The following is a 13,274-nucleotide window of genomic DNA, read 5'->3' on the forward strand; positions in this document are numbered from 1 at the left end:
AACGGGCCGCCGAAAGCCCTTCGTCAGCCCTTCAATACCGCGGCGATGGCCTGGATGGTGGGCTGCAGATTGCGCTCGTTCAACGCGGCCACGCAGATGCGTCCGGTACTGACCGCATAGATGCCGAATTCGCTCTTCAGCCGCTCGACCTGCTCGGCGGTCAGGCCGGAGTAGGAGAACATGCCGCGCTGGGCGTTGACGAAGGCGAAGTCGCGGGTGGCGCCGGCAGCGGCCAGGCCTTCCACCAGGGCGTTACGCATGGTGCGGATGCGCTGGCGCATTTCCCCCAGTTCGGCTTCCCACAGGGCGCGCAGCTCGGGATTGCTCAGCACGGTGGCGACGATGGTGGCGCCATGGGTCGGTGGGTTGGAGTAATTGGTGCGGATCACCCGCTTGACCTGCGACAGCACCCGGGCGCTTTCCTCGCGGCTCTCGCTGACCAGCGTCAGGGCGCCAACCCGCTCGCCGTACAGCGAGAAGGATTTGGAGAAGGAGCTGGACACCAGGAAGGTCAGGCCGGAATCGGCGAACAGGCGTACGGCCTGGGCGTCTTCCTCGATGCCGTCGCCAAAGCCCTGGTAGGCGATGTCGAGGAAGGGCACCAGGTTGCGCGCCTTGACCACGTCCAGCACCGCCTGCCAGTCGGCCGGCTGCAGATCCACGCCAGTGGGGTTGTGGCAGCAGGCGTGCAACACCACCACCGAGCGCTCTGGCAATGCCTTGAGATCGGCCAGGAAGCCTTCGCGATTCAGGCCATTGCTGGCGGCGTCATAATAGCGATAGTTCTGCACGGGAAAGCCGGCGCTCTCAAACAGGGCGCGGTGGTTTTCCCAGCTCGGATCGCTGATGGCGACCACGGCGTCCGGTAGCAGGCGCTTGAGGAAGTCGGCACCGATCTTCAGGGCGCCGGTACCGCCGACGGCCTGCACGGTGATGGCGCGACCTTCGCGCACCAGACTCGATTCGGCACCGAACAGCAGGTGCTGCACGGCCTGGTCGTAGGCGGCGATGCCCTCGATGGGCAGGTAGCCACGCGGCGCCTGGGCGGCCACGCGCTGCTTCTCGGCCTCGGCTACGGCGCGCAGCAACGGAATGCGGCCCTGCTCGTCGTAGTAGACCCCCACGCCCAGATTGACCTTGTGCGGACGGGCGTCGGCGTTATAGGCCTCGTTCAGGCCAAGGATGGGGTCGCGGGGTGCCATTTCGACGGCGGAGAACAAACTCATGGGGCAGGGGCTCGAATGAGGGGTGAAGGGAAGGGCGGAACGCTTAGGAACCAGGAGTATAGCCCCCTGCAGGCACCATCGCGACCCGACCTCGGTAGGAGATTTCCTGACGTGCGGCGCCGCAGGCGGATTGCAAAGGGGCGCATGCGACCTCATCTAGGGGCTTCCAGCCTTTTCCTCGTCCACACCGCCCTGACCTTGCGTCAGCGTGGTGGTGTCCGTGCATTTCCGCGCTACTGAGGCAGCCATGTCCGCATTCCAGCTTTCCACCCGCTACACCCCGGCCGGCGACCAGCCCGAAGCCATTCGCCAGATGGTGGAAGGCCTGGAGGCGGGCCTGTCGCACCAGACCCTGCTCGGCGTGACCGGCTCGGGCAAGACCTTCAGCATTGCCAACGTCATCGCCCAGGTGCAGCGCCCGACTATGGTGCTGGCGCCGAACAAGACCCTGGCCGCCCAGCTCTATGGCGAATTCAAGGCCTTCTTCCCGAACAACTCGGTGGAATACTTCGTCTCCTACTACGACTACTACCAGCCGGAAGCCTATGTGCCGTCGTCGGACACCTTCATCGAGAAGGACTCGTCCATCAACGACCACATCGAGCAGATGCGCCTCTCTGCTACCAAGGCGCTGCTCGAGCGCAAGGACGCCATCATCGTCGCCTCGGTGTCCTCCATCTATGGCCTGGGCAGTCCCGAGGCCTACCTGAAGATGGTCCTGCACCTGGATCGCGGCGATCGCATCGACCAGCGCACCATCCTGCGCCGGCTGGCCGAGTTGCAGTACAGCCGTAACGACATGGAATTCGCCCGCGCCACCTTTCGCGTGCGCGGCGACGTCATCGACATCTTCCCGGCGGAATCCGACCTGGAAGCGGTGCGCATCGAGCTGTTCGACGACGAGGTGGAGAGTCTGTCGGCCTTCGATCCGTTGACCGGCGAGGTGATCCGCAAGTTGCCGCGCTTCACCTTCTATCCCAAGACCCACTACGCCACGCCGCGCGAGACCCTGCTGGGCGCCATCGAGAACATAAAACTGGAGTTGGCTGATCGTCTCGAATGGCTGCGCAGCCAGAATCGCCTGCTCGAAGCGCAGCGTCTGGAGCAGCGTACCCGCTTCGACCTGGAGATGATCCTCGAACTGGGGTACTGCAACGGCATCGAGAACTACAGCCGCTACCTGTCGGGGCGTGGTCCGGGCGAGCCGCCGCCCACCCTCTACGACTACCTACCGAGCAATGCCCTGCTAGTGATCGACGAATCCCACGTCACCGTTCCGCAGATCGGCGCCATGTTCAAGGGTGACCGCTCGCGCAAGGAAACCCTGGTGGAATACGGCTTTCGCCTGCCCTCGGCGCTGGACAACCGACCGCTCAAGTTCGAGGAGTGGGAGGCCGGCGCGCCCCAGACCATCTTCGTCTCGGCCACCCCAGGTCCTTACGAGGAAGAACATGCCGGCCGCGTGATCGAGCAGGTGGTGCGGCCCACCGGCCTGGTCGACCCCATCATCGAGATCCGTCCGGCCACCACCCAGGTGGACGATCTGCTCTCCGAGATCCGCCTGCGCGTAGCCCAGGAGGAGCGGGTGCTCTGTACCACCCTGACCAAGCGCATGGCCGAGGACCTCACCGACTACCTGGCCGATCACGATGTGCGGGTGCGCTATCTGCACTCGGACATCGACACCGTGGAGCGGGTGGAGATCATCCGCGACCTGCGCCTGGGCACCTTCGACGTGCTGGTGGGCATCAACCTCTTGCGCGAAGGCCTGGACATGCCCGAGGTCTCCCTGGTGGCGGTGCTGGACGCCGACAAGGAGGGCTTCTTGCGTTCCGAGCGCTCACTGATCCAGACCATCGGCCGGGCGGCGCGTAACCTCAACGGCAAGGCCATCCTCTATGCCGACAACATGACTGGCTCCATGCAGCGCGCCATCGACGAGACCGAGCGCCGCCGCAATCGGCAGCTGGCGTTCAACGAAGAGCACGGCATCGTGCCCCAGGGCATCAAGAAGGACATCCGCGACATCATGGAAGGCGCCGCCGCGCCGGGCGGTAAGGGCAAGCGTCGCGTGGCCAAGGCTGCCGAGGACAAGGGCGAATATGCCGCCGAACTGCGCTCGCCCAGCGAGATCGGCAAGCGCATCCGTCAGCTCGAAGAGAAGATGCTGCAGCTGGCGCGCGACCTGCAGTTCGAGTCCGCAGCCCAACTGCGCGACGAGATACAGACGCTCCGCGAGCGCCTGGTCCAGGTTTAAGGTGATGGGCTCAACTGGCAGCGCTGACCCCGGCGCTGCTACCATTCCGCCTTTGTCCCTTCGCGTTTTTCGAGAAAGCCGATGACCACCGTTCGCACGCGCATCGCGCCGTCGCCCACCGGCGACCCGCATGTCGGTACCGCCTATATCGCCCTGTTCAATCTCTGCTTCGCCCGTCAGCACGGCGGTCAGTTCATCCTGCGTATCGAGGATACCGACCAGGTTCGCTCGACCCGCGAGTCCGAACAGCAGATCTATGATGCCCTGCGCTGGCTGGGCATCGAGTGGGACGAGGGCCCGGATGTTGGCGGTCCCCATGGCCCCTATCGGCAGAGCGAGCGCGGCGAGATCTACTGGAAGTACGCCCGGGAGCTGGTAGAGAAGGGCCACGCCTTCTACTGCTTCGCTACTCCGGAAGAACTCGACCAGATGCGTGCCGAACAGCAGGCGCGTGGTGAAACCCCGCGCTACGACGGTCGCGGCCTGCGCCTGAGCCAGGACGAGGTGCAACAGCGCCTGGATGCGGGTCAGCCCTATGTGATCCGCATGAAGGTGCCGGAGGAGGGCGTGTGCGTCGTCCCCGACCTGCTGCGCGGTGATGTCGAGATCCCCTGGGATCGCATGGACATGCAGGTGCTGATGAAGGCCGACGGCCTGCCCACCTATTTCCTCGCCAACGTGGTCGACGACCACCTGATGGGCATCACCCACGTCCTGCGCGGCGAAGAGTGGCTGCCCTCGGCACCCAAGCTGATCAAGCTCTACGAATACTTCGGCTGGGAGCAGCCCCAACTCTGCTACATGCCGCTGCTGCGCAACCCCGACAAGAGCAAGCTCTCCAAGCGCAAGAATCCCACCTCGGTGACCTTCTATCAGCGCATGGGCTACCTGCCCGAAGCCATGCTCAACTACCTTGGACGCATGGGCTGGTCGATGCCCGACGAGCGCGAGAAATTCACCCTGGATGAGATGGTCGAGCATTTCGACCTCCAGCGTGTGTCCCTGGGTGGTCCGATCTTCGACGTCGAGAAGCTCTCCTGGCTCAACGGCCAGTGGCTGCGCGAACTGAGCCCCGAGCGCTTCGCCGCCGAGGTGCAGCAGTGGGCGCTCAATCCCGACTACCTGCTCAAGATCGCACCCCTGGTGCAGCAGCGCGTCGAAACCTTCAGCCAGATCGCCCCGCTGGCCGGCTTCTTCTTCAGCGGTGCGCTCAATCTGGATCCGGCGCTGTTCCAGCACAAGAAGCTGTCCGCCGACCAGGTCCGCCTGGTCATGCAACTGCTGCTGTGGAAGCTCGAAGCCTTGCGCCAGTGGGACAAGGAGCGCATCACCGCAGTGATCCAGGCCGTCGCCGAGCACCAGCAGCTCAAGCTGCGTGACGTGATGCCGCTGCTGTTCGCCGCCATTACCGGCCAGGCCAGCTCGGTCTCGGTGCTGGACGCCATGGAAATCTTGGGTCCGGACCTCACGCGCTTCCGCCTGCGGCAGGCGGTCGAGCTGCTGGGCGCACCCTCCAAGAAAGAAACCAAGGAGTGGGAGAAGCTGCTGGCCGAACTCGGCTGACAGCCTCCCGGCCGACCCCGTCGTTGGGGTCGGCTTCTTTCTCGCGCCAGGATGGCCACATGACCTCCAAGACTCCTCCGCACCACACTGGCCTGGAAGCCAGATTGGCTGGCGGTACTACGCCTAGGCTGGACCTTCATTCCCGCGACGCCCGTATGCCTGCTCGCCGGACCAATCCCGGCCGCGCGAGGCCGCGGTCCCCAAGGCATGCCGGTGCTGATTCGCCTTCGTCATCATGCCAGTCTTGGTGGTATCAACATCGTTGTGCACTCTTTGCAGCAGCGCTACGGTTGGTGGGTGGGCAAGGTGCGGAAGGGTATCGCTTGCCTGAGCGTTCACCTGGCCCGGTTCGTTGTCGAGTCCGGCGCCACTCTCATTTCCCTCCTGGCCGCCGCGATCCTTATCTGGCCCGGCGATCGATCCTCGCCCAGGTCGTTACAGTGGGATCGACTACGGGCTTTCCGTCGCGCGATCGCAACTTCGATTGGTCCGCGACCCGCCTTGGCTTTAAGATGGCGCCCATTTTCGGCGGCCCGGCCGTCGTCATCGCAAGTTGAAGAGGTCTCCATGAGCTGCGATTTCCTGGCACAAGCCCTTCCCGGCGTACAGAAACTTTCGCCCTACGTGCCCGGCAAGCCTGTCGATGAACTGGCCCGCGAGCTGGGTATGGCGCCCGCCAGCATCGTCAAGCTCGCCAGCAACGAGAATCCCCTCGGCCCGAGTGCCAAGGCCCTCGAAGCCATCCGCGCCGAGCTGGCCGACCTGACCCGCTATCCCGATGGCGGCGGCTTCGACCTCAAGCAGGCCCTGAGCGAGCGCTTCGGCGTGGCCGCCAATGGCATCACCCTGGGCAACGGCTCCAACGACATTCTCGAACTGGTCGCCCGAGCCTACCTGGCACCCGGCTACAACGCCGTGTTCAGCGAGCATGCCTTCGCCGTCTATCCGCTGGTGACCCTGGCCATCGGTGCGGAAGGTCGCAGCGTCCCGGCCAAGGACTACGGTCATGACCTCGACGCCATGCTGGCCGCCATCGATGCCGACACCCGGGTGGTCTTTGTCGCCAACCCGAACAACCCCACCGGCACCTGGTTCGACAGCGAAGCCCTGGCCCGCTTCCTCGCCCGCGTGCCCGAACACGTCCTGGTAGTGCTGGACGAGGCCTACATCGAATACGCCGAAGGCAACGAGCTGCCGGACGGCCTGGCCTTCCTCGCGCAGTATCCCAACCTCGTGGTGTCGCGGACCTTCTCCAAGGCCTATGGCCTGGCCGCCTTGCGCGTGGGCTATGCCTTCTCCTCGCCGACCGTGGCCGATGTCCTCAACCGGGTACGCCAGCCGTTCAACGTGAACAGCCTGGCCCAGGCCGCGGCCTGTGCGGCCTTGGCCGACAGCGACTACCTGGCCCGCAGCCGCGCCCTGAACGACGCCGGCATGGCCCAGCTGGAAGCGGGTTTTCGCGACCTCGGCCTGGCATGGATTCCTTCACGCGGCAATTTCATCGCCGTCGACCTGGGTCGTGATGCCGGGCCGATCAACCAGGGCCTGCTGCAGGAAGGCGTCATCGTCCGCCCCGTTGCCGGTTACGGCATGCCGACCTTCCTGCGCGTCTCCATCGGTACCGAGGCGGAAAACGCCCGCTTCCTGGTAGCACTGGGCAAGGTGCTGGGGCGTGGCTGACATGGCCGCCCCCGTGATCGAACGTCTTGTCGTTGTCGGCCTGGGGCTGATCGGCGGCTCCTTCGCCAAGGGTGCTCGCGCCAGTGGTCTTTGCCGTGAAGTGGTCGGGATCGACCGGGATCCGGATACCCGGCGCCAGGCGGTGGAGCTGGGCGTGGTCGACCGTTGCGTCGCCGAACTCGCCGAGGCCTGTCCCGGCGCCGATGTCATTCAGCTCGCCGTGCCCATCCTGGCCATGGAGTGCGTGCTGGCCGACCTGGCGGCACTACCGCTGCAGGGCGCCATTCTCACCGATGTCGGCAGTGCCAAGGGCAACGTGGTGCGCGCCGCCCGCCGTGCCTTTGCCGGCCAGTCGCTGCGTTTCGTCCCGGGGCATCCCATCGCCGGTTCCGAGCGCAGTGGCGTCACCGCGGCCAATGCGGCCCTGTTCAATCGTCACAAGGTCATCCTCACGCCACTGGAAGAAACCCTGCCGGCCGACCTGGACAAGATCGATCGCCTCTGGCGCGCCATCGGCGCCGACGTCGAGCACATGACCGTCGAACATCACGATCAGGTTCTCGCCGCCACTAGTCATCTGCCGCACCTGTTGGCCTTCAATCTGGTGGACTCCCTGGCCAAGCGCAGCGAGAACCGCGAGATCTTCCACTATGCCGCGGGCGGTTTCCGCGACTTCACCCGTATCGCCGGCAGCGATCCGACCATGTGGCACGACATCTTCATCGCCAATCGTGAAGCCGTGCTGCAAGCGCTGGACACCTACCGCACCGATCTCGACGAACTGCGCGGTGCCATTCAGGCCGGCGATGGTCAGTTCCTCATGGAGGTGCTGACCCATGCGCGGGGCGCGCGCGAATATTTCGGGCGCATCCTCGCCAGTCGTACCCAGGCCGGCGCTCAGGCCGCCAGCCATCATTCCCTTACGGAGGGGCACTCATGAGCAGTACCGCACCCGTCATCACCCTCGACGGCCCCGGCGGTTCGGGGAAGGGCACCCTCGCGGCGCTGGTCGCCCGCCAGCTCGGCTGGAACCTGCTGGATTCCGGCGCGCTCTATCGGCTGCTGGCCTTCGCCGCGCGTAACCATGGCGTCGACTACACCAATGAGGAGTCGCTCAAGCTGCTGGCGGCCCATCTGGACGTCCAGTTCCTCGCGGGGCACGAGCACGGCCAGCGCATCATCCTCGAAGGCGAGGACGTCACTGACGTCATCCGCACCGAGGAAGTCGGCGCCGGCGCCTCCCAGGTCGCCACGCTGCCTGCCGTTCGTGATGCCCTGCTGCAGCGCCAGCAGGCCTTCCGCGAAGCGCCCGGCCTGGTGGCCGATGGTCGTGACATGGGCACCGTGGTTTTCCCGGATGCCGAGCTGAAGATCTTTCTGACCGCCGGTGCCGAGGAACGGGCACAGAGGCGTTATCTTCAGTTGAAGCAAAAGGGCGAAAATGTTAGTTTGCCTGCCCTCCTGGAAGAGATCCGTGAGCGGGACGCCCGCGATAGTCAGCGTAGCGTTGCTCCGCTCAAGCCTGCCGACGACGCCGTCGAGCTGGATTCCACGCATCTCTCCATACAACAGGTATTGGAACGCATCCTGACCCTGGCCGCCGAGCGCGACCTGGCAGGATGAAGGCCGAGGCTCATTCGAGTCGTCGGTGAAAGCTGCCGGGAACCAGTCACATCCCGGTAGCCGGATGGTTACCACTCACCCCGCATGGGCTGGTCATGCGGTAGCCGGATACATCGGGTATCCATACAACAGGTATAAACATGAGCGAAAGCTTCGCAGAACTCTTTGAAGAAAGTCTGAAATCCCTCGACATGCAGCCGGGCGCCATCATCGTCGGCACCGTGGTGTCGATCGATGGCGACTGGGTAGTGGTCGATACCGGCCTGAAATCCGAAGGCCTGGTTCCGCTCGAGCAGTTCTACAACGAACAAGGCGAGCTGACCATCAACGTGGGTGACGAAGTCCACGTAGCCCTGGATGCCGTCGAAGACGGTTTCGGCGAAACCAAAGTGTCTCGCGAAAAGGCCAAGCGCGCCGAGTCCTGGCTGGTCCTGGAAGCCGCGTTCAGCGCCGACGAAGTGGTCAAGGGTGTCATCAACGGCAAGGTCAAGGGCGGTTTCACCGTCGACGTCAGCGGTATCCGCGCGTTCCTGCCGGGCTCCCTGGTCGACGTCCGTCCGGTGCGTGACACCACTCACCTGGAAGGCAAGGAACTCGAGTTCAAGGTCATCAAGCTGGACCAGAAGCGCAACAACGTTGTCGTTTCCCGTCGTAGCGTCCTGGAAGCCGAGAACAGCGCCGAGCGTGAAGCTCTGCTGGAATCCCTGCAGGAAGGTCAGCAGGTCAAGGGTATCGTCAAGAACCTCACCGACTACGGTGCGTTCGTCGACCTGGGCGGCGTGGATGGCCTGCTGCACATTACCGACATGGCCTGGAAGCGCATCAAGCATCCGTCGGAAATCGTCAATGTCGGCGACGAGATCGACGTCAAGGTGCTGAAGTTCGACCGCGAGCGCAACCGCGTCTCCCTGGGTCTGAAGCAGCTGGGCGAAGATCCGTGGGTCGCCATCAAGGCTCGTTACCCGGAAGGCACCCGCGTTCAGGCGCGCGTCACCAACCTCACCGACTACGGCTGCTTCGCCGAGCTGGAAGAGGGCGTGGAAGGCCTGGTACATGTGTCCGAAATGGATTGGACCAACAAGAACATCCACCCGTCCAAGGTCGTTCAGGTCGGCGACGAAGTGGAAGTCATGGTCCTGGATATCGACGAAGAGCGTCGTCGTATCTCCCTGGGCATCAAGCAGTGCCGCGCTAACCCGTGGGAAGAGTTCTCGGGTCAGTTCAACAAGGGCGACCGCATCTCCGGCACCATCAAGTCGATCACCGATTTCGGTATCTTCATTGGTCTGGAAGGCGGCATCGACGGCCTGGTACACCTGTCCGACATCTCCTGGAACGAAACCGGCGAAGAAGCCGTGCGTCGCTTCAAGAAGGGTGACGAGCTGGACACCGTGATCCTGTCCGTTGACCCGGAGCGTGAGCGCATCTCCCTGGGCATCAAGCAGCTGGAAGACGATCCGTTCTCCAACTACGCCTCCCTGAACGAGAAAGGCACCATCGTGCGCGGTACCGTCAAGGAAGTCGATGCCAAGGGCGCTGTCATCACCCTGGGCAACGAGATCGAAGGCGTCCTGAAGGCGTCCGAAATCAGCCGTGATCGCGTCGAAGACGCCCGTAACGTGCTGAAGGAAGGCGACGAAGTCGAAGCCAAGATCATCAGCATCGATCGCAAGAGCCGCGTGATCAGCCTCTCCGTCAAGTCCAAGGACGTCGACGACGAGAAGGAAGCCATGAGCTCCCTGCGTAGCAAGCAAGAGCCTGCTGCTGGCCCCACCACCATCGGCGACCTGATCAAGGCGCAGATGGAAAGCCAGAACTAAGTTCGAGCTTGAATGAAAAAGCGACCCTTCGGGGTCGCTTTTTTTTGCTCTGCAGAAAGGGAAGCAAGGTGGTCATGAGACGTAAAAGTTACCGAGGCGAAAGCGACCTGCTTGACTTTTCAAAAATCGGCCAGCGTGCTAAAAGTCCTTGAAGGTGATCTAGCCGCTTGATAACGAAGGAAAAAATCCATGACCAAGTCGGAGTTGATCGAGCGCATCGTGTCCTACCAGGGGCAACTTTCGTCCAGGGACGTCGAGCTGGCTATCAAGACCATGCTGGAGCAGATGGCCCAGGCGCTTTCCACAGGTGATCGCATCGAAATCAGGGGCTTCGGCAGCTTTTCTCTGCATTATCGGGCGCCTCGGACCGGTCGCAATCCCAAGACAGGCGAGTCGGTATTGCTGGACGGAAAGTTCGTGCCGCACTTCAAACCGGGCAAGGAGTTGAGAGACAGGGTCAACGAGTTGGAGCCATAAAGCCGTCGCCCAACTCTTCTGTCTGCTCGATTACCGTCTAAGCTATTGATTCTTCTGCTTTTTTAATCTGAGCCAGAATCGTCAAAAAAGCGTTGTTTATTCATTTTTTATCGGTATTTTGACGTTTACAAAAAAAGTCAAGGCGTTTTGATATTTTTGTAGACGAGTTCCGATTTTTGTATGAGACTTCCTTCACATAAGGTCTTGGGTGACCTCGTAGTCCACGCCGAGTGAGGAAGTTGTCATGCGCCACTATCTTTTCATCTGGATTGGTATCGCCGCCTGCTTTACCAGCATGCAACTTGGGCATCCCTTCCTGGCCGTCGCTGCTCTGGCTGGCAGCTGGATGGTAGCTCTGTTCCTGCAGCCCGCTCAGCGCGTTGAGAACTTCTCCCGTCACTACGTTGCTCCTCCGGCCGCTCGTTTCCAGGCCGTTGAAGTGCGGGCGACTGCCAAGACGTTCTAAAGCTTTACCGTTTTACGGCCCGCCAAGCTCACGCTTGGCGGGCTTTTTTATGCCCGCGTTTTGCGCGGCTAGGCCCTCGCGGGGCAATGTCTTACCATAAGCCCCCTTACCTGGCTGACTGGCACGGCGCAACGCATTGATGGAACGCAAGATTCTGGTGACGGGGGCGAGAGGCTTCGTGGGTGCCGCCCTGGTTAGGCAGCTGCAGACCAAGGAGTATCCGGTAATCGCAGCGCAACGCCAGGCGTCCGCGGCTTCTACCGTGGGTGGCATCACGACGGTGATCCAGGAGCTGTCCAGCGATACCGATTGGTGTGCAGCGCTGGCAGGGGTGGACACGGTCATTCACCTCGCGGCGCGCGTCCACCAGTTGGGCGAACAGCCGGGCGCGGAGAGCGAAAGGCGCTACGACGAAGTGAATCGAGCTGCCACGCTGAAGCTGGCACGGGACGCCTCTGCCGTCGGCGTTCGCCGCTTCATCTTTGTCAGCAGTATCAAGGTCAACGGCGACTGGACTCAGCCCGGTCGGCCCTTTCGCGCTGACGATCCTCCTGCGCCCAGTGACGCCTATGCACGTTCGAAGGCGGCCGCCGAACAGCAGCTGCTGGCGCTGATGGCCGAGACCGGGCTGGAAGTGGTCATCGTGCGACCGCCGCTGATCTATGGGCCTGGAGTAAAAGCCAATGTGGCTCGCCTGCTGGACACCCTGGCTCGTGGTGTACCTCTGCCCTTGGGCGGTGTCCGCCATAACAGGCGCAGCCTGCTGGCCTTGGAGAACCTGGTCGATCTGTTGATCCTGTGCATCGAGGCGCCCAAGGCCGCGGGCGCCATCCTGCTGGCCAGTGACGACGAGGACGTGTCTACTGCCGAATTGCTGCAGCTACTGGCCGAAGGCTTGGGGCGCAATGCCCGGTTGATGTCGATTCCACCCGCCTGGCTCGAATGGGGCGCTCGGCTGCTGGGTCGCGGCGATGTGGCGCAAAGACTCTGTGGTTCACTGCAAGTCGATATTCAGCCTACCAGGGCCTTGCTCGGCTGGCAGCCTCCGCTGTCGGCGCGCATTGCGCTTCGGGCGCTGGGAGCGCAGCAAGCACACCCGGAGGGCAGGTGATGCTGCTGCTGTTGTTGATAGCAGCCGTTGGCTGCAGCTGGCTGGGTACCGCAGCCCTCAGGCGCTATGCCTTGTCCGGCGGTTTGCTCGATGAACCCAATGCCCGTAGTTCGCATCAGGTGGCGACACCTCGTGGCGGCGGCCTGGCGATCGTCGTGGTATTTCTGCTCGGCTGCGCAGTCCTGCTGCTGCTGGGACGGCTAGAACCTTCGTTCTGTGGTGTGCTGACAGGGGCGGGGTTGCTGGTGGCGGTACTGGGCTTCGTTGACGATCATCGTCATGTCGGTGCTGGCTGGCGGTTGCTCGGCCATTTTCTTGCCGCTCTGGGCACTTTGCTGTGGCTGGGTGGCTATGGCGTCCTGCCTGATACTCTGGCCGGGTCGCTCGGGTTGCCCGGTTGGCTGATAATTGCTCTGGGGTGTCTGTATCTGGTCTGGCTGCTGAACCTCTACAACTTCATGGACGGTATCGATGGTATCGCCGCCGTGGAAGCCCTGACTGTCTGTCTGGGTATGGCGCTGGTGTATGTATTCGTCGGTCAGAGCCAGTTGGTGGCGGCGCCGCTGCTGTTGGCGGCAGCGGTCAGCGGGTTCCTGTGGTGGAATTTTCCGCCTGCCCGAATCTTCATGGGCGATGCGGGTAGCGGCTTCCTCGGCCTGGTCCTCGGCATTCTTTCGCTGCAGGCGGCGCTGACCGATCTGTCGCTGTTCTGGGCCTGGCTGATCCTGCTTGGTGTCTTCGTGGTGGATGCGACCTGGACGCTGCTGCGCCGGCTGAGTCGCGGCAAGAAACCCTACGAAGCCCATCGCACCCATGCCTATCAGTGGGCGTCGCGGAGGCATGGCGCGCACCGGCCGGTGACCCTGGCCGTGCTGGTGATCAATCTGTGCGGGTTGCTGCCTATCGCTTTGCTGGTGGGTGCCGGGCGTTTAAGTGCCATACTGGGCCTCTTGCTTGCCTATGGGCCTTTGCTTTGCCTGGCCCTTCGATACCATGCTGGGACCGATGAGGTAGCCGCGGCTGCGCAGTCCACCGGAATCAGGGATTAGGG

Annotated in this window: 10 protein-coding genes and 1 pseudogene; 10 read left to right on the forward strand and 1 reads right to left on the reverse strand. The window is 63.1% G+C overall.

The window, feature by feature from the left end:
• Positions 1-23: 23 nt before the first annotated feature.
• Complete coding sequence (locus tag ACUCV0_RS07600) at positions 24-1,226, reverse strand: amino acid aminotransferase (RefSeq protein WP_323147819.1); 1,203 nt, start codon at positions 1,224-1,226, stop codon at positions 24-26.
• Positions 1,227-1,473: 247 nt separating this feature from the next.
• Between ACUCV0_RS07600 and uvrB the strand changes: the two genes are divergently transcribed.
• From uvrB to ACUCV0_RS07650, 10 genes and pseudogenes are all read left to right on the forward strand, one after another.
• On the forward strand, positions 1,474-3,483 hold the full coding sequence (gene uvrB / locus ACUCV0_RS07605) for an excinuclease ABC subunit UvrB (protein ID WP_482212428.1): 2,010 nt from the start codon (positions 1,474-1,476) through the stop codon (positions 3,481-3,483).
• A gap of 81 nt (positions 3,484-3,564) precedes the next feature.
• A complete protein-coding gene (gltX, locus tag ACUCV0_RS07610; RefSeq protein WP_271655481.1) occupies positions 3,565-5,046 on the forward strand; it encodes a glutamate--tRNA ligase in 1,482 nt (493 codons plus the stop codon).
• Between the two features lie 567 nt (positions 5,047-5,613).
• Positions 5,614-6,726 (forward strand): histidinol-phosphate transaminase, encoded by a 1,113-nt coding sequence (hisC, locus tag ACUCV0_RS07615; RefSeq protein ID WP_434774586.1) that lies wholly within the window; start codon positions 5,614-5,616, stop codon positions 6,724-6,726.
• Position 6,727: 1 nt separating this feature from the next.
• Positions 6,728-7,642 (forward strand): annotated as a pseudogene (locus tag ACUCV0_RS07620) (prephenate dehydrogenase/arogenate dehydrogenase family protein); the annotation flags it as partial.
• Between the two features lie 20 nt (positions 7,643-7,662).
• Positions 7,663-8,349 (forward strand): (d)CMP kinase, encoded by a 687-nt coding sequence (gene cmk / locus ACUCV0_RS07625; RefSeq protein ID WP_007160398.1) that lies wholly within the window; start codon positions 7,663-7,665, stop codon positions 8,347-8,349.
• A 140-nt stretch (positions 8,350-8,489) separates the two neighbouring features.
• Complete coding sequence (gene rpsA / locus ACUCV0_RS07630; RefSeq protein ID WP_059315566.1) at positions 8,490-10,169, forward strand: 30S ribosomal protein S1; 1,680 nt, start codon at positions 8,490-8,492, stop codon at positions 10,167-10,169.
• A gap of 189 nt (positions 10,170-10,358) precedes the next feature.
• On the forward strand, positions 10,359-10,646 hold the full coding sequence (gene ihfB, locus ACUCV0_RS07635; protein WP_007160396.1) for an integration host factor subunit beta: 288 nt from the start codon (positions 10,359-10,361) through the stop codon (positions 10,644-10,646).
• 244 nt (positions 10,647-10,890) lie between these two features.
• Positions 10,891-11,112 (forward strand): hypothetical protein, encoded by a 222-nt coding sequence (locus ACUCV0_RS07640; protein ID WP_323147822.1) that lies wholly within the window; start codon positions 10,891-10,893, stop codon positions 11,110-11,112.
• 139 nt (positions 11,113-11,251) lie between these two features.
• On the forward strand, positions 11,252-12,223 hold the full coding sequence (locus ACUCV0_RS07645; RefSeq protein ID WP_482212429.1) for an NAD-dependent epimerase/dehydratase family protein: 972 nt from the start codon (positions 11,252-11,254) through the stop codon (positions 12,221-12,223).
• Positions 12,223-13,272, forward strand: coding sequence for an MraY family glycosyltransferase (locus ACUCV0_RS07650; RefSeq protein WP_482212430.1), 1,050 nt, complete (start codon positions 12,223-12,225; stop codon positions 13,270-13,272). Before ACUCV0_RS07645 ends, ACUCV0_RS07650 begins: the two co-directional genes overlap by 1 nt.
• Positions 13,273-13,274 lie beyond the last annotated feature (2 nt).

Source organism: Pseudomonas sp. VMV1, assembly GCF_056790235.1.